The sequence below is a fragment of the Streptacidiphilus pinicola genome (assembly GCF_003258295.1).
GTDB lineage: Bacteria > Actinomycetota > Actinomycetes > Streptomycetales > Streptomycetaceae > Streptacidiphilus > Streptacidiphilus pinicola.
In genome coordinates this window covers 1-22,611 of record NZ_QKYN01000173.1, presented here as the reverse complement: position 1 = coordinate 22,611, position 22,611 = coordinate 1, and the positions used below count along the sequence as shown (strand labels likewise).

The window sequence follows — 22,611 nt, the reverse complement described above, 5'->3', positions numbered from 1 at the left end:
GGAATCCCTTCGAGGAGGTGGCGTTGTGTGCGCGGCTCAGACGGCGGGAGCGGCGGCCGGACGGCTGTCGCCGGGGCCTGCGAGCTCCGAGGGCGGGGCGGCTTCTCCGGCGACCCGCCGCCGCCAGGCCTCCAGCCGGGCCGCGTCGGGCGCGGGCGTCAGCAGGCTGACGACGAGGTAGGCGAGCAGGCTGATGCCGAGGCCGTAGTAGATCGGCTCGTTGGCCAGCACGCCCTTGGTGACCATGAGCACGATGACGGTGCCGCCGCCGAGGACCACCGAGGCGAGTGCCCCCTGAAGGTTGCCGCGGCGCCACACCAGTCCGCCCAGGATCGGCACCAGCAGGCCGCCCACCAGCAGGTTGTAGGCGACCGTCAGCGCCGAGACGACGTCGCTGAGCAGGCAGGCGACCACGGTCGCCGTGATCCCGAGAACGATGATGAAGATCCGGTTCGATCGCACCTCGTCCCGCTCCGCGCCGGAAAGGGCGGCCTGCGGACGGCGGCTGACACGCCGCCAGATGTCGTTCTCGGCGACGGTCGCGGAGGCGATCAGGGCGCCACTCGCGGTCGACATCATCGCGGACAGGGCGGCCGCCAGCACCAGGCCTTTCACCCCGGCGGGCAGGGCGTGCTTCACGATCGTCGCGAACGCGCTGTCCGCGCCCGGAAGGGTCGGGTAGAGCGCCTTCGTCGCCGTGCCGATCACGGCCCCGGCCAGCGCGTAGACCAGGCAGTAGACGCCGGCCACGGTGCCGCCGTGGGCGGCCACCTTGTCGGTGCGGGCGGTGAAGACGCGCTGCCAGATGTCCTGACCGATCAGCATGCCGAAGGTGTAGATCAGCACGTAGGTGAAGATCGTCTGCCCGCCGATCGAGGTGGGGGAGAAGTATCCGTGGGGGAGCTCCGCCTCCATGCGACCGAAGCCGCCCGCCTTGATCACGGCCAGGGGGAGCAGGAGCAGCAGCACGCCGACGCTCTTGACCGCGAACTGCACCATGTCCGTGAGCGTGATCGACCACATGCCGCCGAGGGCGGAGTAGCCGACCACGATCGCTCCGCCGATGACGATCGCCGCCCAGCGGGGGATGTCGAACAGCACGTCGAAGACGCTGGCGTAGGCGATGGTGGAGGTCACTGCGAGCATCAGCGTGTACATCCACATGACCACGCCGGAGATCACGCTCGCCGCGTCGCCGTAACGCAGGGACAGCATCTCGGCCACGGTGTAGACCTTGAGCCGGGCGATCCGCGCGGAGAAGAAGACGCTCAGCGCGAGCAGACCCAGGCCGATGGCGAAGACCATCCAGGCGCCGGAGAGCCCGTAGGTGTACCCGAGGCGGACGCCGCCGATGGTGGAGGCGCCGCCGAGCACCACGGCGGCCATGGTGCCGGTGTACATCGTCGGCCCGAGGCGCCGCCCGGCGACCAGGAAGTCGCTTCTGGAGCGGGCGCGGCGTCGGCCCCACCAGCCGACGCCGACGATTCCGGCCAGGTAGGCGACGATCACCACGTAGTCGACTGCCATGTGGTCCTCCGATCCGGCCGCCTGTGGGGTGGCGGTCCTCAGTGGGGGAGTGGGGGTATGCGAAAGAACCTAGGACTGACGTCGTGGCGCCAGGAAGTGTATGTTTCATCCACTCACGCCCGTATGCATGGATGATTCGCACATCTGCGAGGAGGTCGGGTATGCCGGCAGACCCCACCGCCGTCACCGGACTCACCGCGGTCCCGCTGGACGTCGTCCTGGACGACGCCGGGCTCGGTGTGCGCCAGGTGGCCGGGCCGGTCGGGGACCGCCAGGTCGCGATGGTGCACACCTCGGAGTGGGAGGACCCGAGCCAGTACCTGCTCGGTGGTGAGCTGCTGCTGACCGCTGGACGTCATCTGGGAACCGCACCAGGCGAGTTGGATGCGTACGTGCGACGCCTGGTCGGCGCCGGGGTCGCCGGTCTGGGGTTCGGCCTCGCGCCCGTGTACGACGAGGTGCCTCCGGAGCTCGTCAGCGCCTGCGACCGGCACGGCCTGCCGCTCTTGCAGGTGCCGCCCGCGACGCCGTTCGTGGCCGTCTCCCGCGTGGTCCACCTCGCCATGGCCGAGGCCCGCAGCCGGGAGCTGCGGCGCATGTCCCGCGCCCAGTCGGACCTGGCGGCCGCGGCCGCGCGCCCCGACGCGGTCGAGGCGGTGCTGCGTCAGCTGGCGTCACACCTGAGCGCGTGGACGGCCCTGCTTGACGGTGACGGTCAGCAACTCGTCGCCACCGGCGTGCCCCCCGCCGATTCCGCCCGCGAGCGCCTGCTGCTCCTCGCCCACGAGCGCGGCCGCGCCCGCGCCGCCGGCGGCCGGGTGCCCGAGGCCGCCGTGGAGCACCTCGACGGCACGCAGCTCATCCTCCACACCGTGCCTGGAGCCGAAAGCGGCGGCGCGCTCCAGCTCGCGCTGGTGACCGCTGCCCGCCAGTCGTCCGTCGACCGGTCCGTCGCCGGTATGGGAGTGGTCCTGCTCTCCCTGCTCACCGGCCCCCGCCACGCACTCGGCGCCGACGCGCCCACGGCCGCGGCGTTGCTGGGCGCCCTGCTGGGAGCCGAGCCGGCGGAGCTCGCCGAGCTGCTCCACCCGTCGACGGAAGCGTCCCCGTCCCGCTGGCTGGTCGTGGCGGGGCGGCGCGACCTCGTGCGCGCGGACCGGTCCGCGCCCTCCGCGGGTGTCCACCTGGCCGCACTCGGGACGGCGCTGGGGACCGCCTACCTCGAGGTCGAGCAGGGCGCCCTGCACGCGGTCATCCCGCTCCACGGGTCCGCTCGGGGCGTCGACGAGGACTTCCCCGACGCGGTCCGCCTGGGTTGGACCCTCGGTGTCAGCGCCCCGGCCGGCACGACCGAGCTGCGTGCGGCGGCCGCGCAGGCCGAGCGGGCGCTGCGACGCGCGCTCGCCTCCGGCCACCGCGCCGTCCGCCATGACCCAGGGCGGACCGGGGTGGCCTCGCTCGTCGACGCCGACGAGGCGCGCTCGCAGGCCCGCCGCCTGCTCAAACCGCTGCCGGCGTCCGGGAGCGACGGGCTGCTCGGGACTCTGCACGCATGGCTGGCCGCCCACGGCAGTTGGGACCGCACAGCGGCCGCACTGGGTGTGCACCGCAATACCGTGCGCCAGCGCATCACCCGCGTCGCCGCGCTGCTCGACGTCGATCTGGACGACGCGGAGACCCGGATGGAGCTCTGGTTCGCCCTGCGCTGGTTCGACGGCCGGTAGGACGCCGGCCGGGGCTTACCGCAGCGCCGCCAGTTCGGCGTCGGCACGAGCGGTGAGCAGGGTCAGCACCCGGCCCGTGGTCGCCAGGTCCTCGGCCGGGATGTCGGCGTAGATCCGCTGGGTGATCGCGGCGATGGTGGACCGGATCTCGTGGTTGCGGGCCCGGCCCGCGTCGGTGAGCCGCAGACGGCTGTCGTCGCCGGCCTCCAGCAGGGCCGAGGCGGCCAGCTCGTCGACGATCCCCGCGACCTCGGCCTCGGAGATCTTCAGGTTGCCGGCCAGCAGGCCGAGCAGCTCGGCCCGGTCGACGCCCTCGGCGTCGCCCGCCAGGGAGTTGAGCACCAGCGACTCGTCGAAGGTGGTGGCGGTGCGGTCGAGCACGGGGCCGAGCAGGGCGCGAGTGGCGTAATGGGCCCGGCCGATGACCTGGCCGTTGACGGTGGGCGTGGTGGACATGGCTACTCCTGGTTCGTGGCATCGTTCGTGACATCGTTCGTGACATCGAGTGGAGCGTTGAGCAGGCTCTTCAGCTCGCGGGTGAGCACCGCGGTGCGGGGGCTGTCCCAGCCGCCGAGCGGGGCCAGGAGCCGGTCCAGGAGCTGATGGACGACGGTGATCGCGCGCTCGGTCGCCTCCCGGCCGTGGTCGGTCAGGGACAGCTGGACCGCGCGCGTGTCGGTGGGGTGCGGCGTCCGGGCGATGAGCCCGGTGCCCTCGAGGGCACGGGCGAGCTTGGACACGTAGAGCGCCTCCAGGCCGGTGGCGTCCGCGAGTTCACGCTGGGTGGGGGTACGCCCGGAGCGTTGCGTCGCGAGCAGGGCCGCGAGCAGCGAGTACTGCGCGTGGGTGAGGCCCTGGGCCACCAGGGCCCGGTCGACCGCCACCCGCCACTTCATCGACAGACGCCAGACCAGGTAGCCGGGCGTGGGGCCCATCGGTGCATCGCTCTCGCTCATGAGCGATACCATACATGGCTACTATATCCATGGCTAGTATTTCGGAGTGGGCAGCGCAGTGAGCCAGGTGGCGTAGTTCCGATTGCCGCGGCGCCCCGACCGGCTTCCAGAATGAGGAGCGCGCGTCCGCTCCGATCCGCAGGAAGGCCTGCCGTGAGCTCCCAAGAACCCCCATCCGGTCCGCCCTCCGGCCCGCTGTCCGGTTCGTCGGGCCGCCCGCCGTCCGGCCCCGGCGGGCCGCCCACCGTTCCCGCGACGCCTCCCGGCGAGCCGCCGGGCGGGCGCGGCGCGCACGCCGTGTCGAAGCCGCCGTGGTGGCGGCGCTCCTCGCTGCTCGTGCCCGCGGCGCTGGTGGTCGGACTCGCGGTGGCGTTGTCCGTCGTGCTGCTCACCCGGCCCGCCAGCGCGCAGACGGTGATGCTGCAGCCGGCCGGATCCACCGGTCCCGACCCGTTCACGACCCCGGCCCACAGCGGGCCGAGCCCGTCCCACTCGGCCAGGCCCTCCCACTCCGCCGCGCCGGTCCCCGCAGGGGCGACCTCCGGAGCCGGCGGCGTGCACACGGTCTCCGGCACGAGCGTGGGCCTCTACGGCGGCACGGAGCGGATCTCCACCTGCGACGTCCCGCAGATGTCCGCGTTCCTGCGCGCCAACCGCGACAAGGGGGCCGCCTGGGCCGGCGTCGAGGGCATCCGCGAGGACCAGATCGACGCGTTCCTGCACTCGCTGACGCCGGTGCTGCTGCGCACCGACACCCGGGTCACCAATCACGGCTTCGCGAACGGCGCGGCCACCTCGTTCCAGTCGGTCCTGGAAGCAGGGACCGCCGTGCTGGTCGACGCGAACGGCGCACCGCGCGCCCGTTGCGCCTGCGGCAACCCGCTGCTGGTTCCCGTGGTCACCACGCGCAGCTCCTACACCGGGACGACGTGGGCGACCTTCAACACGCAGAACGTGGTCGTCATCCTTCCGGCGGTGACCAGCGTCAATGTGATCGTGATCTACAACGAGACCACGGGCACGTGGTTCGAGCGGCCCACCGGCAGCACCGGTGGGGGCGACGTGCCCATCCCCCCGCCGGCGACCGCCAGCGGCTCGCCCGGTGCGACGAGCGGTGCCCCGAGCGGGACGTCGAGCAGCGGTCCGGCGATCGCGTCGACCACCTGTCTGTCGGGCTCGCCGGTCGGATCGGCGTCCGCGGCGACGGCTTCGGGCTCGGGCTCGCCGGTCGGCGCACCCCCGCCGGGCAGCGCGCAGCCCTGTCCGTCCGGTTCGTCGGCCTCCGCCGCGAGCTCCAGTCCGGCCTCCCCGTCGGCCTCGCCGTCCCCGTCGGCGTCCACGCCGTCGACCGCCCCGTCCTTGTCCCCGTCCACCGGCACGGCTCCCTCGACCGGTTCGGGTGTGATCCCGCCCGGGGGCGGGGGCGGATCGGCCGCGGTGCCCGCGCCGCCCTCCTGACCGACAGTCAGCCCCGCGCCCGGCGGCGGGCGCGGGCACGCTGGCGGATCAGGCGGGCGAGGGCGCTGACGCAGAGCGCCGTCAGTGCGAGGAGCGCTGCCCGTCGCAGGACCGGGGCCAGGATCGGGCCGAGGTCGAGCGGCTCGTCGCTGCCGGCCTGCGGCGCGGGCACCGGCTCCGATGTGGACTCGGACGCGGGTTCCGGCTCGGGCTTGGGTGCCGCGCCCGGCTCCGGGGAAGTCCCCGGGGAGGGCGCCGCGGTCGCGCCGAGGCGGGCGGAGAGGCGGTCGGCGAACTCCGTGATGACACGATCGCCGATGTCGGCCATGACGCCGCGGCCGAACTGGGCCGGGCGGCCGGTGACGGTCAGGTCGGTGTCGACGTCCACCTCGGTCGTGCCCGGGGCCTGCTCGTGGGCCTCCACGACGAGGGTCGCCCGCGCCGTGCCGACGCCGCGCTGCTCGCGGCCGGTGGCGTGCACGACCATGCGGTGGCGGGCGTCGTCGCGTTCGTCGATGACGGCCCGGCCGCGGTAGGCGACGGTGATCGGGCCGACCTTGACGGTCATCGATCCGTAGACGGTGTCCTGGTCGACGTGGTCGACGGCCGCGCCCGGCAGGCAGGGGGCCAGGTCCTCGATCTCGCCGAGCGCGCGCCAGACCTCGTCGGTGGAGGCGGGCACGGTGATGCCGTGGTGCAGCTGCATGGTCAACTCCTCGTGCTCGCCGCGGCGTCGGCGGCGTCCTGCGGGTCCGGGACGGGGCCGTGCACGGACCCGGTCGTGTCGGTCAGCGCGGTGCCGGTGCCGCCCCAGCGGGCGGAGACGATCTCCGCCGCGATCGATACGGCCACCTCCTCGGGCGTGCGCGCACCCAGGTCGAGGCCGATGGGCGCGTGCAGCCGCGCGAGTGACGTCTCGTCCACCCCCGCCTCGCGCAGCCGGCGCAGCCGGTCCTCGTGGGTGTGGCGGCTGCCCATGACGCCGATGTAGGCGGCGGGCGTGCCCAGCGCGACCTGCAGCACCGGTACGTCGAACTTCGGGTCGTGGGTGAGCACGCAGATCACCGTGGAGGGGTCCACCCGCGTCGCGGCCAGGTAGCGGTGCGGCCAGTCGACGACCACCTCGACCTGCGGCGGGAACCGCCGGGCCGTGGCGAAGACCGGGCGGGCGTCGCAGACCGTGACCCGATAGCCGAGGAAGGCACCGAGGTCGGCGACGGCGGCCGCGAAGTCGATCGCGCCGAAGACCAGCAGGCGCGGCGGGGGAGCGAAGGACTGCAGGAAGACGGTCACCTGGTCCATCCGGCGCTCGCCGTTCGCGCCGTAGTGGCGCTGCGCGGTCACGCCTTGCGCCAACTCGCCCCGCGCGTCGGCGGTGACGGCCGCGTCCAGGCCCGCCGGGCCGAGCGAGCCCAGGGTGCGGTCCGGCCAGACGGCGCGGACCGCGCCGACGGCCACGGTGGCGTCGGCGGGCGCGTCGAGCACCGTCGCGAGCGCGACGGGCCGCTGTTCGGCCACGGACGCGGCCACCGCGTCGAAGGTCGGGTCGAGGGCGGCCGTGACCGGCCGGACCAGCAGTGTGATCTCGCCGCCGCAGGTCAGTCCGACGGCGAAGGCGTCGTCGTCGCTGTAGCCGAAGGTCGCGAGCTGCGACCGGCCGGTGCGGACCACCTCCTGGGCGAGCTCGAAGACCGCGCCCTCCACGCAGCCGCCGGAGACGCTGCCCACGACCTCGTCCTCGGGCCCGACGGCCATCGCCGCGCCCGGCCCGCGCGGCGCGCTCCGGGTCACCCCGACGACCGTAGCCAGCCCGAACGCCGCGCCCGCCGCGTACCAGCGCCGCAGCGCGGGCAAGATCTCACGCATCGGCCGCTCCTCTCACCACGGCGGCCAGATGCTCCAGGGCCGCGAGGCTGTGCCCCTCGACGAACACGTCCACGCTCGGCAGCGCCGCCGCCATGCCCGCCGCGAGCGGCGCGTAACCGGGGCGTCCCTTGCGCGGGTTGGCCCACACCACCTTGTTCGCGAGCCGGTGCAGGCGCTGCATCTCTGCGGCCAGCAGCGCGGGGTCGCCGCGTTCCCAGCCGTCGGAGAGCAGCACGACGACCGCGCCGCGGACGGTGTTGCGGCGGCCTTGGCCGAACAGCAGCGTGCGCAGGGTCTCGCCGAGCCGGGTGCCGCCGCTCCAGTCCGGCACGGCGCGGCTCAACGCGGCCATGGCAAACTCGGGATGACGGTGCGTCAAGGGAACGGTGACGCGGGTGAGTCGGGTGCCGAGGGTGAACACCTCCGTGCGGCGCGCGGCGGGGCCGCCGTTGCGGGCGGCGTGGGCGAAGCGGAGCAGCGCGTCCGCGTAGGGGGCCATCGACCCGCTGACGTCGACGAGCAGCACGACGCGGCGCGGCGTGCGGACGCGGGTCCGGCGCAGCAGGCGTGCGGGTTCGCCGCCGTGGCGCAGGAGTTCGCGGGTGGTACGGCGCACGTCCACCTCGCCGCGCCCGCGCAGTGAGGGGCGCCGGCGGGCGCTGCGCCGCGTCTCGCCCGGGAGGGCGAGGGCGGCCAACAGGCGCCGCAGCTCCACGCGTTCGGCATCCGTCAGGGCGGCGATGTCGCGATGCCGCAGGGTCTCCGCCGCACTGGCGAGCGCGGCGACGGGCCGCTCGGCGGCCGGACCGGGCTCGCCGTCCACGGCATGCTCCATGCCAACGGTCAACTGCCGCCGTGGACGCAGCGGCAGGGCGCGGCGCTCACCGGAGCCGCCCGCCCGCTCCCCGAAGTAGGCGGCGAACGCGCGGTCGTAGCGGTCGAGGTCGTCGCGCTCGGCGCAGAGCGTCAGCCGTCCGGCCCAGTACACGTCCCGCCGCAGCGCGGGCCCGAGCAGCTCCAGCGCGAGGACGAACCCCCGCACCTGTCCGGGCACGACGGCGACCCCGGCGGCCCGCAGGGTCCGCACGAACCCGACGACCACCTTGGTCACGGCCTCCGCCCTGTCGCTCACGGCGCACCGCCCGACGCCGCGTCGGCCAGCAGGCTGGTGAGGTCGAGGGCGCGGGTCTGTTCGATGTCCTCGTGGTGCTTGAGCACCGTGCCCAGCGTGGCCGTCGCGAGCTCGGCGTCGAGCGCGGTCGCGCCGAGCGCGTGCAGGGCCTCGGCCCAGTCCAGGGTCTCCGCGACGCCCGGCGGCTTGAGCAGGTCCCGGGCGCGCAGCGCGCGCACGGCACGGGTGACCTCGACCGCAAGGCGCTCGGTGACGTCCGGCAGGCGACCGCGCACGATGGCGACCTCGCGGGCGAAGTCCGGATGGTCGAACCAGTGGTAGAGGCAGCGCCGTTTGAGCGCGTCGTGGACCTCGCGGGTGCGGTTGGAGGTGAGCACGACGACCGGCGGCCGCTCGCCGCGCAGCGTGCCGAGTTCGGGGACGGTGATCGTCCACTCCGACAGCAGTTCCAGCAGCAGCGCCTCGAACTCCTCGTCCGCGCGGTCGATCTCGTCGACCAGCAACACCGACGGCCAGGTCTCCAGCGCCCGCAGCAGCGGGCGGGCGATGAGGAAGCGGGGGCTGTAGAGCTGCTGCTCCAGCAACTCCGTGTCGCTGCCGGCGCCGCCCGCCTCGGCGACCTTGAGGTGCAGCAACTGCCGTGGGAAGTCCCAGTCGTAGAGGGCCTGGGCGGCGTCGATGCCCTCGTAGCACTGCAGTCGGATCAGCGGCGCCTCCAGCGCCCCCGCGAGGGCGGCGGCCAGCGCGGTCTTGCCCGTGCCGGCGTCGCCCTCGCAGAAGATCGGCCGGTGCAGACGCACGGCCAGGAAGCAGGCGACGGCCAGTCCCTCGTCGACGAGGTAACCCGTCGCCTCCAGCCGGGCCCGCAGCGCCTGCGGGCTCTCGGCCGTCTGCCGCTCGGTGGGGTCCGCGGCCGCCTGCCCGTCCGGTCGTCCCATCCGCGCGCCGCCTCAGGCCGCTCCGGCCGCGGCCAGCAGCGCGCGCCGGGTCAGCACCCGCGCCAGGTGCTCACGGTACTCGGCGGACCCGGACAGGTCCGTCGGCGGATGCGCGCCCTCGGCGGCCATCGTCGCGGCGCGCCCGATCGTCTCCCGTGTCGGCTCCGCGCCCGCGAGCGCGGTCTCCGTCAGGTGCGCGCGCAGCGGACGGGCGCCCATGTTGACCAGCCCGACCCGCGCCTCGGCGATCCCGCCGCCGTTCCGCTCGCGGCGCACCGCCGCCGCGACCCCGACCACCGCCCAGGCCTGGGCGGTGCGGTGGAACTTCTCGTAGTGGTAGCCCCAGCCGTCCAGGACCGGGAAGCGGATCTCGGTCAGCAGCTCGTCCGGCCGCAGCGCCGTCTGCAGGTAGTCGACGAAGAACTCCGCCGCCGGGATCGTGCGATAGCCCTGCGGGCCGAGCGCGACCATGGTGGCGTCCATGGCCAGGCAGACCGCCGGCAGGTCCCCGGCCGGGTCGGCGTGGGCGAGCGAGCCGCCGAGCGTGCCGCGGTGGCGCACGGCCGGGTCCGCGATCGTGGCCGCCGCCCGGGCCAGCAGCCCGGCGTGCGCGCGCACCAGCGGGTCGTGGACCATGTCGTGATGGGTCGTCAGCGCGCCGACGGCCAGCTCCTGGCCCTCCTCGCGGACGCCACGCAGCGCACCGAGGGCGCCGACGTCGACGAGCAGCTCGGGGAAGGACAGCCGCAGACGCAGGATCGGCAGCAGGCTCTGGCCGCCGGCCAGCACCTTCGCCTCCGGTCCGGCGTCCGCGAGAACGCGCACGGCCTCCTCCGCGCTCTGCGGACGGGCGTAGTCGAACTTCGCGGGGATCACGACGCGTCCTCCTTCCGGGAGCTCTCCGAGTCCGCCGCCTCCCTGACCGCCCGCCAGATCCGCTCCGGCGTGCAGGGCATCCGGACGTCGCGGACGCCCAGCGGCCGCAGCGCGTCCATGATCGCGTTGACCACCGCCGGGGTGGACGCGATCGTGCCCGCCTCCCCGACGCCCTTGACGCCGAGCGGGTTGGACGTGGCCGGGGTCTCGGTCCGGTCGGTGACCAGGTCCGGCAGGTCCGGCGCGGCCGGGACCAGGTAGTCGGCCATGGTGCCGGAGACCAGGTTGCCCGCGTCGTCGTAGACGGCCTCCTCGTACAGCGCCTGCGCGATGCCCTGCGCGACGCCGCCGTGCACCTGGCCCTCCACGATCATCGGGTTGACGACCCGTCCGACGTCGTCGACGCAGACGTAGGAGCGGATCGCGACCGCGCCCGTCTCGGTGTCCACCTCCACCGCGCACAGGTGGGTGCCGTGCGGGTAGGAGAAGTTGTCCGGGTCCAGCAGGTGCTCCGCGTTGAGCGTCGGCTCCATGCCCTCGGGCAGGTCGTGCGCGGCGAACGCGGCGAAGGCCACCTCCTGGATGGTCTTGCGCGCGTCCGGCGAGCCGCGCACCGAGAAGACGCCGTCGGCGAAGTCGAGGTCGTCCTCGCTCGCCTCCAGCAGGTGCGCCGCCAGTTTGCGGGCCTTGGCGACGACCTTGAGAGCCGCCTCGTGCACCGCGATCCCGCCGATCACCAGCGAGCGCGAGCCGTAGGTGTCCATGCCCTGCGGCGCGACCCGGGTGTCGCCGTGCATCACCTCGACGTCCTCGAACGGCACGCCCAGCACGTCGGCGGCGATCTGGCTCCACGCCGTCACATGGCCCTGCCCGTGCGGGCTGGTGCCGGTGATCACCTCGACCTTGCCGGTCGCCAGCACCCGGATCGACGCCGCCTCCCAGCCGCCCGCCGCGTAGCGCAGCGAGCCGAGGATCCGGCTCGGGGCCAGGCCGCACATCTCGGTGTAGGTGGACACGCCGATGCCGAGCCGCACCGGGTCCGCGTTCGCGTGGCGAGCCCGCTGCTCGGCACGCAGGTCCGCGTAGCCGAAGAGCGCCGTCGCGCGGTCGGTCGCGGCCGCGTAGTCGCCGCTGTCGTAGGTGAGGCCCGCGACGGTGGTGAACGGGAACTCCTCGTGCCGGATCCAGTTGCGACGGCGCAGCTCCAGCGGGTCCAGGCCCAGCTCGGCGGCGAGCTCGTCCATGGTCCGCTCGATCGCGAACGTCGCCTCCGGTCGGCCCGCGCCGCGGTAGGCGTCCGTGGGGGTGCGGGTGGTGAAGACACCCGTGCAGTGGAAGTCGTAGGCGTCCATCTTGTAGATGCCCGGGTACATGAACGCGCCCAGCAGCGGCGTACCTGGGGTGATGATCATCAGATAGGCGCCCATGTCGGCCAGGATGTCGGCCTTCATCCCGAGCAGCCGCCCGTCACTGGTCGCGGCGAGCTCGATGTCCTGGATCTGGCCGCGCCCGTGGTGCTGTGCCTGGTAGCTCTCGGACCGCGACTCCGTCCACTTGACCGGCTGCCCCAGCGTCCGGGCCAGCGCGAGGCAGATCGCGTCCTCGCCGTAGACCTGCAGTTTCGACCCGAAGCCGCCGCCCACGTCGGGGGCGACCACCCGCAGCTTCTGTTCCGGGATGCCGGTGGTCAGCGCCATCATGATCCGCACGATGTGCGGGATCTGCGTGGACGAGTACAGCGTGTACTCCCCGGTGGACGGCACCGGCACGACCACGCAGGCGCGCGGCTCCATCGCGTTCGGGATCAGCCGCTGCTGGTGGTGCCGACGGCGCAGCACGACGTCGGCCTGCCCTCTCGCCGTCTCGTAGTCGCCGGAGACCAGCGGCCAGGTGTAACAGCGGTTGCTGCCCTTGTCGGCGTGGACCAGCGGCGCGTCCTCGGCGAGCGCCGCCTCCAGGTCCAGCACCGGCGGCAGCGGCTCGTAGTCCACCCACACGTCCTCCAGCGCGTCCGCCGCCGCGTAGCGGTCGCGAGCCACGACGACCGCGACCGGGTCGCCGACGTAGCGCACCTCGTCCACCGCGACCGCCGGGTGCTCCGGCAGGATCATGTCCTCCGTCACCTGCCAGGCGCAGGGCAGCGATCCGAGCCCCGCCGCCAGGTCGGCGCCGGTGAAGACGGCCACCACGCCCTCGCGTTCCAGCGCCGGGGACGCGTCCACACGCTCGATCCGCGCGTGGGCGAGCGGGCTGCGCAGGATCGCGACATGCAGCAGGCCCGGGACCGTCATGTTGTCGGTCCAGGTGGTCTGCCCCGTCACCAGCCGCGCGTCCTCCTTGCGGGTCCGCGCGCGCCCGACCTCCCGGACCGGAGCCTGCTCCGTCCGGCCGGTCATGCCCGTGCTCATGCCGGGGCCTCCTGACCGCTCACCTGCGGGACGTCCACGCCCTGCCCCCGCGGCTCGGGCGCACCCTGCCGGCGCAGCTCGGCCGCCGCGGCGAGCACCGCGCGAACGATGTTCTGGTAGCCCGTGCAGCGGCAGAGGTTGCCCTCCAGCGCGTCACGGACCTGCTCCGGGGTCGGGTCCGGCGTCTCCCGCAGCAGATCCCGCGCCGCCATGATCATTCCGGGCGTGCAGTACCCGCACTGCAGCGCGTGCTGCTCGTGGAACGCCGTCTGCAGGGGGTGCCAGGCGCCGTCCGGCCCGGCCAGCCCCTGGATCGTGGTCACCCGCCCGCCGTCCGCCTGGACGGCCAGCACCTGGCAGCTCTTGACGGTGGCGCCGTCCAGATCGACGGTGCAGGCACCGCAGTTCCCGGTGTCGCAGCCGATCGGCGTCCCGGTCCGGCCTAGGGTGTCGCGCAGGTAGTGGACCAGCAGCAGACGAGGCTCCACCTCGTCCCGGTGGTCCACACCGTCGACGTTCACGGAGATCCGGGCGACGGACGCCCGGGGCATGGGTGCTTGGTCCTTCGCTGGTGAGACCATCTGCCCTCCTGGGAACTCGGGTCCTGCGACCCAGGGCCCGAAACGGCAGAAATCCGGCTATACCCCCACACTAGGCCTCCGCAGCCACCCGCACGACGGTGAGGAGAGGTTCTCCTGGAAACCGGCGCTACGCTGCGGCCATGGCCGATCTACTCCCGCAGGAGCTCCGCGTCCTGGTCGCCGTCGCCGGCGCGCACAGCTTCACCGGCGCCGCCGAGCAACTCGGCTCGACCCAGTCCGCGGTCTCCCACACCGTTCGCACGGTGGAGCGCAAACTCGGCGCCGTCCTGTTCGAACGCGGCCGCCTCGGCGCCGCACCCACCCCGGCCGGCGAACGCGCCGTCGCCCACGCCCGCCGCGTGCTGCGGATGCTGGACACCCTCGCCGCCGAGGTCCGCTCCACCGCCCGGGGCACCGAGGAGATCACCGGCCCACTGCGCATCGCCGCCTTCCGCAGCGCCGCCACCCAGCTGCTCCCGGCCGTCCTCGGTGGCCTACGGCGACAGCATCCGGGCCTGGAACCACAGGTCGTGATCGTCCGTGAGATCGGGCGCGGCACCGCCGGCGAGGTTGCCGACGGCCGCGCCGACCTCGCCATCGCCACCCTCGACCACAGCGCACCGCCCCTGCCCGGCCTGGTCGCGACCCCCCTGTTCCGCGAGCCCTACGCGCTCGTGCATCCCGCGGGCGCCGCGGACCCCCGCGCGCTGCCCCTGGTCGACTGGGTCGAGAACTGCGGCTCCTACACCCGCGACTGGTGGCGCGACCAGGACTGGCTCCCCGGCGGCGGCCTCTCGGCCGAGGACGACGTCTTCGCCCTCTCGCTGGTCGCCCAGGGACTGGGCATGTCCGTCATGCCCTGGCTCTCCCTGGTCGACCTGCCCGCGCAGGTCTCCCGCACCGACCTCGGCCCCGAGGGGCCGACCCGTCAGGTCGGCTACGTCACCACCGCGGACCTGGCCCGGACCGGCGCGGTCCGGGCCCTGATCCGGGCGCTGCGCTCCGCGCCCCTGCGACCAGGGCTGCTGCCGGTGGGCTGAGACCGGGTGGGCCGGCGACCCGGCTCAGTCCTCGTCCTCGTCCTCCTCCTCGGCGCGCAGCTGGAGCCGCAGCAGATGCGCGGTGAGCAGCGCCTGGGCGAGGAAGCCCTCCACGGAGTCCAGCGCCCGGTGGGCCTCACGGGCGTGCCCCTCGTCGACGGCGGCCTGCGCGGCCAGCAGCTCCGCCGAGGCCAGCGCGCAGGTGGCGGCCCCCGCCACGCCGGGCGGACCCACCTCCTCCTCGTCCTCGTCGGGCTCCTCCTCCCCGGTCTCCTCACCCAGCGCCGCACCGACGTCGAAGGCCGTCCGCTGCAGCCGGTTCACCAGCACCGCCCGGTGCACGTCCGGGTCGTCGCTCTCGGCCCGCCACCCGTCCTGCAACTGCGACAGCGCGCTCGGCGGCTCGTCCGCCGGGTCCACCACGATCGCCACCTCGTACTCGACCCGCCCCAGCAGCCCGCCCAGCAGCTCCGGCAGATCGTCCTCGGTCGGCCCGTCGGGCCGGAACTCCGGATCCGCGACGACCTCCTGCCCCAACACCGACAAGGCGTGCACCACCTGGTCGACGGTGACGGGCGCAGGGTTGTGCAGCTCCATGACGGCTCCCTCGCGAGCATGAGTGCGGTTCGTCGGCTCCGGTTCCCCCACACTAGGTCCCATGTCTGCTCTGGAGGACGACTTCACCCCGGCCGAGATCGCGCGTTCGCGGGCGCGGAAGCGGGAGGTGGCGCCGCTGCGGTACGGGTCGATGGTGATCGGACTCGTGGTGCCGCTCGTGCTCGGGTTCACCCCGGTCGGGGCCGGGCTGGTGCGGCAGGCCGGGCGGGTCGGCGGCGGGGGATGGGTGGCCACCGCCGCGCTGGGGGCCGTCGCGCTGCAGTTGGTGCTGCTGGTGCTGGGACTGCCGCTGTCGCTGCGGGCCGAGGTCGTCAACCGGCGGTGGGGTCTGTCGCGACGGTCGTGGCGGCTGTTCGCCGCCGACGCGGCGAAGGGGTTCGGGATCGGCGCGGTGCTGTTCGCGGGTGTCGCCGTGGTCCTGTACGCGCTGATGCGGTGGCTGCCGGACACCTGGTGGGTGCTCGCCGCGATCGGCGCGGCGGCGCTGGTGGTCGCGATGTCGTTCCTGCTGCCCGTCGTGGTCGAGCCCCTGTTCAACCGCTTCACACCGCTGCCGGAGGGTGAGCTGCGCGCCGCGCTCACGGCAATGGTCGGAGCCTCCGGCGTGCGGGTCCGGGACATCCTGGTCAGTGACGCCTCGCGGCGCACCAGCGCGGTCAACGCGTACGTCTCCGGGATCGGCCGCACCCGGCGCGTCGTCGTCTGGGACACCACCGTCGAGCAGGCCGCCCCGCCGGAGGTCGCCGCCGTCGCCGCGCACGAACTCGGCCACGCCGCACGGCGCGACGTGCTCCACGGCACCCTCGTCGGCGCGCTCGGCGCGGCCGCGTCCGTCTGCGTGCTCGCGGCCGCCCTGCACTGGTCGCCGCTGCTCGCCGCCGCCGGCGTCGCGCACGCGTCCGACCCCCGCTCGCTGGCGCTGGTCATGGCGCTGGGCACGGTCGGCGGGGCGGTCGCCGGGCCGGTCTACAACGCGCGCAGCCGGCAGGTGGAGGCCCGCGCGGACGCCTACGCGCTGGATCTGACGCGGGCTCCGGAGACGGTCGTCGCGATGCAGCGGCGCCTCGCGGTGGTCAACATCGCCGACCTCGCGCCCCACCCGCTCGCCGTGACGCTGTTCGCCAGCCACCCGCCCACCACGTCCCGCATCGCCCAGGCCCGCGCCTGGGCGCGAAACCACGGCCTCCCGGACCCGCCCCGGCTCGGCGTCCACTGAGCCGTCCGACAGCGGTTTTCCCGGCCGGTGCGGCAGGATCGCAACAACGCGCAGCCCAGGGCCCCTTGGAACCGATCATCTAGGCTGTGCGCATGTCATCCCATGCGCCCCTCGGGCCGTCCGGCGCCACCGGTACGTCGTCAGAACGCTCCGCCTCGGACATCACCGCCCGGTTGGTCGCCGACCCGCACGCCGCCTACGCCGCGCTGCGCGAGCAGGGGCCGGCGCATCGGGTCAGTGGGACGGACGGGCGGCCCGCGTGGCTGGTCACGCGGTACGAGGACGTGCGGCGCGGGCTGGCCGACCCGCGGCTGTCGCTGGACAAGCAGCACGCGCTGCCCGGCAACTACGCCGGCATGCGCCTGCCGCCCGCGCTCGACGCGAACCTGCTCAACATGGATCCGCCGGACCACACCCGGATCCGCCGGCTCGTCTCGCAGGCGTTCACCCCGCAGCGCGTCGAGCGGCTGCGCGCGCCGATCCGCCGCACCGCCGAGACGCTGCTGGACGCCTTCCCGGCCGAAGGCCCCGTGGACCTGGTCGCCGCCTACGCGGCCCCGCTGCCGATCGTGGTGATCTGCGACCTGCTCGGCGTGCCGGAGTCGGAGCGCCGCGACTTCCGCGCCTGGACCGACGTGCTGGTCGCCCCGGACCCCTCCCGGCCCGAGCTGGCCAAGGCCGCCATCGGCGGCATGTTCGCCTACCTGACCGCGCTCATCGCCGGGAAGCGCGCGCAGCCCGGCGACGACCTGCTCTCCGCGATGATCGAGGCGCGCGACGAGGGGCAGCGCCTGAGCGAGGACGAACTGCTCTCGCTCGCCTTCCTGATCCTCTTCGCCGGCTACGAGAACACCGTCCAGCTGATCGGCAACGCCGTGCTGGCGCTGCTCACCCACCCCGAGCAGCTGGCCGCGCTGCGCGCCGACGCCGGGCTGCTGCCGGCGGCGGTCGAGGAGCTGATGCGGTTCGACACCCCCGCGCCGCTGTCGATCCGCCGCTTCCCGCTGGAGGACGTCGAGTTCGGCGACGTCACCGTGCCGGCGGGGGAGACGGTCCTGCTGTCGATCGCCTCCGCCAACCGGGATCCGGAGCGCTTCGCCGAGCCGGACCGGCTCGCCCTCGACCGCGCTGCGACCGGGCATCTCACCCTGGGCCATGGCATCCACTACTGCGTCGGCGCCCCACTGGCCCGGATGGAGACGGAGATCGCCCTCGACGCGCTGCTGGCCAGGTTCCCGTCGCTGACCCTGGCCGCCGCGCCCGCCGACCTGCGGTGGCGTCCCTCGATGCGGGCGCGCGGCCTGGTGGCCCTGCCGGTGTCCTACTGAAGGACGCGCGGGCGGGCGTGGCTCAGGACGGCCACGGGCCGAGCCGCGGCAGGGAATCGGCCGACGTCTCCAGCGTGCCGTCGGCGTCGCGGCCGGCCATCCAGGCCGCGAGGTCGCCCAGCGTGCCGGAGACCTCGACCGTCGTTCCCTCTCCGAGGGCGCGGGTGAGGTCGTGGTCGGTGGCCCGCAGGACCAGGCGCGTGCCCTCGGGGGCTCGCGGGGCGAGGAAGTCGAGCGCGTGCCGGGCGAAGGCCGGGGACCAGTCCCGGGGCCGGTAGTCGAGGGCCAGGTCCACCGCGTGGATCTCCGCCTCGCGCCAGCGCGCGAAGAGCGTGGCGAGGACGGTGGCTTGACGGAACCGCACGGAACGCTGCCAGTCCTCGACGGCGAACGTGTCCCAGGTCTCCTCCAGCGCGCGCTGCGTCTCCCGCAGTTCCTCGCGCAGCACTGCGGCGGAGCGGGCCGCGCGCTCCTCGATCGACCGGTCACGGCCGGCCACGCCGCCGTCGTACATGTCGGTGAGCTCGCCCTTCAGCGCGAGCCGCGCCTGCCGGTCGAAGGCGCGCGCATTGTCCGCGAGATGCCGCACGACATGCCCGCGCGACCAGCCGGGCAGCGCGGAAGGGGCGGCCATCCGCGCGTCGTCCACGGCGTCGACGAGCTCCAGCACGCGGGCGTGTGCGGCCAGGACCTGTCGCTTCACGTCCTCGGGACTCTGCGATGAGTCGTCCATGATCGAAGCCTAGCCGGTTCGACCGGTGGCACCGGCGACCGGAAACGGCCACACGGGCTGGGCGGCGTTCCTGGCACTCGGCCCCAGCCTGCCCGGCAACGGACCCATCCAGATCTCCGTCACCGGTTACGCCGCCGACGGCCGCATCCTCGCCCACGGCCGGGCCTCAGACCAGGCCCGTCTCGTAGGCGAAGACCACGAGTTGGGCCCGGTCGCGGGCGCCCAGTTTGGTCATCGCGTGCGAGACGTGGGTCTTGGCCGTGGCCGGCGAGATGACCAGCTCCGCCGCGATCTCCTCGTTGCTCAGGCCGCGCCCGACCAGGGCGACGACCTCACGTTCGCGGTCGGTCAACATGGCGCCCGCGGCCGCGAGTCCGGGCGGCAGTGCGGTGCCCCGGCGGGTGAAGGTGCCGATCAGACGGCGGGTCACGCTGGGCGCGAGCAGCGCCTCGCCCGCCGCCACGACCCGTACCGCGCGCCGCAGTTCGTCCGGGTCGAGGTCCTTCAGCAGGAAGCCGCTCGCGCCCGCGCGCAGCGCGCGGTGGATGTACTCGTCGAGCTCGAACGTGGTCACCACGACGACATGGGTCGCCGCCAACTCCGGGTCCGCGACGATGCGTTCCGTGGCACCGATGCCGTCCAGCCGGGGCATCCGCACGTCCATCAGCACCACGTCCGGCCGCAGCCGGGCGGCCTGGGCGACGGCGTCGAGGCCGTCCACCGCCTCCCCGACGACCTCGATGTCGTCGGCGCGGTCGAGCAGCGAGTGGAACCCGGCCCGGACCAGGGCCTGGTCGTCGGCGATCAGGACGCGGATCACGAGATCTCCCACGGTAGTTCGGCACGCACCAGCCAGCCGCCGCCCGGTCGCGGCCCCGCCTCGACCCGCCCGCCGAGGGCCTCGGCCCGTTCCTTCATCCCGAGCAGCCCGAACCCGCCGCCGGTGCCGCCGGCCCCGCTGGAGCCGCCCGCACCGATCGCGCCCTCGCCGCCCGACCCATCGTCGGCCACGAGCAGGACCAGCGTGTCGCCGCCCTCGCGCGACACCGTGACCGTGGCCTCGCGGGCGTGAGCGTGGCGCAGGGTGTTGGTGAGGCCCTCCTGCGCGATCCGGTAGGCGGTGAGCTGCACCAGCGGCGACAGTTCCCGGGCCGCGTCCGGCACCCGCAGCGTGACCGCGAGTCCGCTGTCGCGGAACTGGGACGCCAGTTCGTCGAGTTGGCCCAGGCCCGGCTGCGGGCGGCCGTCCGCCGCGCCGGCCTGGCCGCGCAGCAGATCGAGGGCGGCGCGCAGTTCCGGCATCGCCTGGCGGGCCGCACCGCGAACCAGGAGCATGGCCTCGCGGGCGTCGTCGGTGTCGGGCGGGGCCGTGGCCAGCGCGTCGAGCGCGACATTGCTCTGCACCGCCACCACCGAGATGGTGTGCGCGAGCACGTCGTGCAACTCGCGGGCGATCCGCAGGCGTTCCTCGGCCAGGCGGCGGCCCAGGCGCTCCTCGGCGGCGGCCGCCTCCTCGCGCAGCCGCGCGTCGTGTTCGAGGCGTCGGCGGCGCGCGGAGTGCGCGACGACGCTGGCGGCGCCGTAGGAGAGCGCGGGCATCGACACGTCCAGCGCGTACCAGGGCAGCGAGTTGGGCGGCAGCGTCGGCAGCGCCCAGACCACGGCGGTCGCCAGCAGGGCGTACCGCAGCCCGTGCCGCTCGCAGTAGAGCCCCAGGCTCGCGCAGGCCAGGAAGACCAGCACGGCCGGGGCCAGGCCCGGGTAGCCGGCCAGCTTGTAGCCGGCGACACCGGCCAGGCACAGCGCGGCGGCCAGGACCGGTCGCCGCCTGCGCCACAGCAGCGGCAGCGCGGCGGCCGCCACGAGCAGGTAGGCGCCGGGCGCCCAGGGGTAGGAGTGCGCGGTGTAGTGCTGCTCGGCCCAGACGCCGAAGCAGGCGAAGAGCGCGACGGGGCCGACGACGAGCACGTCCACCGCGCTCGGCGCGGTGGACGGGTCGGCCGTGAACAGCCCCCTCCGGATGCCGACCAGCCAGGCGTTGACCACGGTGGCAGCGTAGGCGGTCAGCCGACGGCCGCGGCAGAGGCCGCGCCGGTCCGGGCTCGCCGCGGACGCCTGCCCTGGGCCAGGACGGCGAGCGCCGCGAAGCCCGCGCACCAGGCGGCCAGGACCGCCACGTCCGCCCAGGTCGGCGCGTGCCCGGCGGCGATGCGCCAGCCGAGGTCGGCCAGCCGGTAGGTGGGCAGGGTGTGTGCGACGTCCTGCAACGGCGCGGACAGCCGGGCCGGGGGGACCCACAGGCCGCCGAGCGCGGACGCGGCCATGTACAGGCCGTAGCTCAGCGGGAACGCGGCCTCCGGCCCGACCAGCAGCCCCACGACCACCCCGAGCAGCGCGAACGGCAGCGTACCCAGCCACATCGCGGGCACCAGCGCGGCCCACTGCCACGCCGCCAGCCGCACGTCCTTCGCCACGGCGGCCGTGACGCAGACCAGCACGATCGCGGGCAGGGCCACGGCGAGCCCGGCGGCGATCTTGGCGGTGAGCAGGTGACGCGCCGTCACCGGCATGGAGCGCAGTTGCTCCAGCCAGCCGCTGCTGCGCTCGTGCGCGAGCCGGGGCCCGGTCGCGGACAGGGCGCCCCAGATCGCGCCGTAGGCGGCCATCGCGACCATGATCTCGACGGTGCCCTTGAGCTCGCCCGGCTGGGTGGGGTCGCCGCCGAAGATGGTGGCGAAGAGGAGGTAGAAGCCGATCGGGGCGACGACGGCGAGGGCGAGGTAGCGCGGGTCGCGCAGCATCCGCAGGCATTCGAGGCGGAAGAGGTGGAACGTCATCGGACCTGCGCCTCCTCGTGGGCGGGATGGGTGGAGCCGGTCAGGGCGAGGAAGGACTCGTCCAGGCTCGGGGGAGAGACCCGCAGGTCGCTCCAGTCCGCGCCGGAGCCGACCAGGCGGCGCACGACGTCGTCGGGCGCGGTGGAGCGGACCGTCGCCCAGCCGTGCTCGCGCACGACCTCGCCGGGCAGCGTCGGCAGCGTCTCGTGGGCGGGGACGCGGAACCGCACCACCGCTCGGCCACCCGCCTCGCGGATCCGCGCGGGCGTGCCGTCCGCGGCGATCCGGCCCCGGGCCAGGACGACGACGCGTTCGGCGTTCTCCTCGACCTCGTCGAGGTAGTGGGTGGCGAAGACGATGGTCCGGCCGGCGGCCGCGCAGTTGCGCATCGCCGCCCAGAACTCGCGCCGGCCCTGCACGTCGAGGGCGCGGGTCGGCTCGTCCAGCAGCATGGTGTCGGCGCCGGCGACCGCGACCAGCGCGAACTTCAGCCGCTGCACCTGGCCGCCGGACATCCGCTCCACCCTGCGCCTGGCCTGCTCGCGCAGTCCGGCCAGCTCCAGTGCCTCCTCGACGCGCAGCGGCGCCGGGTACATCCGCCGGGCCAGCCCGACCAGCTCCGCCGCGGTGACGCCGGGCATCAGCCCGCTGTCCTGCAGCATCGCCGCGATCCGGCCCTCGACGACGGCCTGCCGCGGCGCGCGCCCGGCGACGGTGACCCGGCCCGCGTCCGGCTGCAGCAGACCCATCAGCATCGCGACGGTGGTGCTCTTTCCCGCGCCGTTGGCGCCCAGCAGCGCGACGGTCGCGCCGCGCCCGATCTCCAGGCTCAGGGCGTCGACAGCGGTGAGTTCGCCGAAGCGCTTGGTCGCCCGGTCCAGGGCGATGGCTGTTTCCATGGCACCGATCGTGCGCCGCACGGGCCCCGCGCCGCGTCGGACACCGGATGCGTCCCCGGGCGGCCCGCCTACTCCCGGGGATGTAGGCGGGCTGCTCGCGCCCCGATTCTCAGCATTTTCTGAGGAGAGCGGATGATCCGTCCCGTTATGGTGGGCCCATGGAAGAGAACCGTGCGCTGCGAGTCGTGGACGCGCTGCGGGATCGCGGCGTCGACGCCCACCTGGCCCGCGAGGGCGTCTACCAGATCGGCGTCCGTGTCGTCCTGCCCGACGGCCGGGAGGCCCTCTGGGACACCGACGACACGATCACCCTCGAGGCGCAGGTGATGCGGGACGGCATGCTGGTCGGCTTCGTCCCCGCCATCCCGGGCTCCGAGGACTTCGACGACTCCCAGACCATCGACGCCATCGCCCGCGCCGACTACGACCAGCCCATCGCCACCGAACGCCGCGTCGCCCCACCCCCGACCACCC

At 74.4% G+C, this 22,611-nt stretch carries 22 protein-coding genes; 6 read left to right on the top strand and 16 right to left on the bottom strand.

All coding sequences use genetic code 11. The features are described from left to right. Window positions 1-36: 36 nt before the first annotated feature. A complete protein-coding gene (locus DN069_RS34180) occupies window positions 37-1,527 on the bottom strand; it encodes a sodium:solute symporter family protein (RefSeq protein WP_111507129.1) in 1,491 nt (496 codons plus the stop codon). A 161-nt stretch (window positions 1,528-1,688) separates the two neighbouring features. Here DN069_RS34180 and DN069_RS34175 point away from each other — a divergent pair, with 161 nt between their 5' ends. Further along, window positions 1,689-3,251 (top strand): PucR family transcriptional regulator, encoded by a 1,563-nt coding sequence (locus DN069_RS34175; RefSeq protein WP_243640145.1) that lies wholly within the window; start codon window positions 1,689-1,691, stop codon window positions 3,249-3,251. Between the two features lie 15 nt (window positions 3,252-3,266). Here the strand turns inward: DN069_RS34175 and DN069_RS34170 are convergent, their stop codons facing one another. After that, a complete protein-coding gene (locus tag DN069_RS34170; protein ID WP_111507127.1) occupies window positions 3,267-3,707 on the bottom strand; it encodes a MarR family transcriptional regulator in 441 nt (146 codons plus the stop codon). A gap of 2 nt (window positions 3,708-3,709) precedes the next feature. Next, entirely contained in the window at window positions 3,710-4,207 is a 498-nt protein-coding gene (locus DN069_RS34165) for a MarR family winged helix-turn-helix transcriptional regulator (protein WP_243640142.1), read from the bottom strand. Window positions 4,208-4,360: 153 nt separating this feature from the next. Between DN069_RS34165 and DN069_RS34160 the strand changes: the two genes are divergently transcribed. After that, window positions 4,361-5,665 carry a DUF6777 domain-containing protein gene (locus DN069_RS34160; protein ID WP_133260140.1) on the top strand — a complete coding sequence of 435 codons (1,305 nt, stop codon included), beginning with the start codon at window positions 4,361-4,363 and terminating at the stop codon, window positions 5,663-5,665. 7 nt (window positions 5,666-5,672) lie between these two features. Here DN069_RS34160 and DN069_RS34155 read toward each other — a convergent pair whose 3' ends face one another. Genes DN069_RS34155 through DN069_RS34125 form a run of 7 tightly spaced genes read right to left on the bottom strand, consistent with a single transcriptional unit; the run spans window position 5,673 to window position 13,436 of the window. Then, window positions 5,673-6,371, bottom strand: a complete 699-nt coding sequence (locus DN069_RS34155) for an SRPBCC family protein (protein ID WP_111507124.1) — start codon at window positions 6,369-6,371, stop codon at window positions 5,673-5,675. Between the two features lie 2 nt (window positions 6,372-6,373). Further along, on the bottom strand, window positions 6,374-7,531 hold the full coding sequence (locus tag DN069_RS34150) for an XdhC family protein (RefSeq protein ID WP_111507123.1): 1,158 nt from the start codon (window positions 7,529-7,531) through the stop codon (window positions 6,374-6,376). After that, entirely contained in the window at window positions 7,524-8,663 is a 1,140-nt protein-coding gene (locus DN069_RS34145) for a vWA domain-containing protein (protein WP_207892371.1), read from the bottom strand. The genes DN069_RS34150 and DN069_RS34145 overlap by 8 nt, the downstream gene beginning before the upstream one ends. Beyond that, window positions 8,660-9,601, bottom strand: coding sequence for an AAA family ATPase (locus tag DN069_RS34140; protein ID WP_111507122.1), 942 nt, complete (start codon window positions 9,599-9,601; stop codon window positions 8,660-8,662). The genes DN069_RS34145 and DN069_RS34140 overlap by 4 nt, the downstream gene beginning before the upstream one ends. A gap of 12 nt (window positions 9,602-9,613) precedes the next feature. After that, window positions 9,614-10,477: an FAD binding domain-containing protein gene (locus DN069_RS34135; RefSeq protein WP_111507121.1), complete on the bottom strand. Its 864-nt coding sequence runs from the start codon at window positions 10,475-10,477 to the stop codon at window positions 9,614-9,616. Beyond that, window positions 10,474-12,885: a xanthine dehydrogenase family protein molybdopterin-binding subunit gene (locus DN069_RS34130; RefSeq protein WP_243640140.1), complete on the bottom strand. Its 2,412-nt coding sequence runs from the start codon at window positions 12,883-12,885 to the stop codon at window positions 10,474-10,476. The genes DN069_RS34135 and DN069_RS34130 overlap by 4 nt, the downstream gene beginning before the upstream one ends. Next, the gene (locus DN069_RS34125) at window positions 12,882-13,436 is read right to left on the bottom strand and encodes a (2Fe-2S)-binding protein (protein ID WP_111507120.1); all 555 of its coding nucleotides are present in this window, start codon (window positions 13,434-13,436) and stop codon (window positions 12,882-12,884) included. Before DN069_RS34125 ends, DN069_RS34130 begins: the two co-directional genes overlap by 4 nt. 170 nt (window positions 13,437-13,606) lie before the next feature. Between DN069_RS34125 and DN069_RS34120 the strand changes: the two genes are divergently transcribed. Then, window positions 13,607-14,506 carry a LysR family transcriptional regulator gene (locus DN069_RS34120; RefSeq protein ID WP_111507119.1) on the top strand — a complete coding sequence of 300 codons (900 nt, stop codon included), beginning with the start codon at window positions 13,607-13,609 and terminating at the stop codon, window positions 14,504-14,506. 24 nt (window positions 14,507-14,530) lie between these two features. Here the strand turns inward: DN069_RS34120 and DN069_RS34115 are convergent, their stop codons facing one another. Next, window positions 14,531-15,103: a hypothetical protein gene (locus DN069_RS34115; RefSeq protein ID WP_111507118.1), complete on the bottom strand. Its 573-nt coding sequence runs from the start codon at window positions 15,101-15,103 to the stop codon at window positions 14,531-14,533. A 61-nt stretch (window positions 15,104-15,164) separates the two neighbouring features. Here DN069_RS34115 and DN069_RS34110 point away from each other — a divergent pair, with 61 nt between their 5' ends. Next, entirely contained in the window at window positions 15,165-16,340 is a 1,176-nt protein-coding gene (locus DN069_RS34110) for a M48 family metallopeptidase (protein WP_111507117.1), read from the top strand. A gap of 92 nt (window positions 16,341-16,432) precedes the next feature. After that, window positions 16,433-17,668, top strand: a complete 1,236-nt coding sequence (locus DN069_RS34105; protein WP_111507116.1) for a cytochrome P450 family protein — start codon at window positions 16,433-16,435, stop codon at window positions 17,666-17,668. Between the two features lie 22 nt (window positions 17,669-17,690). Here the strand turns inward: DN069_RS34105 and DN069_RS34100 are convergent, their stop codons facing one another. From DN069_RS34100 to DN069_RS34080, 5 genes are all read right to left on the bottom strand, one after another. Next, window positions 17,691-18,401 (bottom strand): maleylpyruvate isomerase family mycothiol-dependent enzyme, encoded by a 711-nt coding sequence (locus tag DN069_RS34100; RefSeq protein ID WP_111507115.1) that lies wholly within the window; start codon window positions 18,399-18,401, stop codon window positions 17,691-17,693. Between the two features lie 166 nt (window positions 18,402-18,567). Beyond that, a complete protein-coding gene (locus DN069_RS34095; RefSeq protein WP_111507114.1) occupies window positions 18,568-19,221 on the bottom strand; it encodes a response regulator transcription factor in 654 nt (217 codons plus the stop codon). Continuing rightward, entirely contained in the window at window positions 19,218-20,447 is a 1,230-nt protein-coding gene (locus DN069_RS34090; protein WP_133260139.1) for a sensor histidine kinase, read from the bottom strand. Before DN069_RS34090 ends, DN069_RS34095 begins: the two co-directional genes overlap by 4 nt. A 17-nt stretch (window positions 20,448-20,464) precedes the next feature. Continuing rightward, window positions 20,465-21,238, bottom strand: a complete 774-nt coding sequence (locus DN069_RS34085; RefSeq protein ID WP_111507112.1) for an ABC transporter permease — start codon at window positions 21,236-21,238, stop codon at window positions 20,465-20,467. Further along, window positions 21,235-22,137 (bottom strand): ABC transporter ATP-binding protein, encoded by a 903-nt coding sequence (locus DN069_RS34080; protein ID WP_111507111.1) that lies wholly within the window; start codon window positions 22,135-22,137, stop codon window positions 21,235-21,237. Before DN069_RS34080 ends, DN069_RS34085 begins: the two co-directional genes overlap by 4 nt. A gap of 158 nt (window positions 22,138-22,295) precedes the next feature. Between DN069_RS34080 and DN069_RS34075 the strand changes: the two genes are divergently transcribed. Next, on the top strand, window positions 22,296-22,611 hold a 316-nt coding region (locus DN069_RS34075; protein ID WP_111507110.1), incomplete at its 3' end, for a hypothetical protein.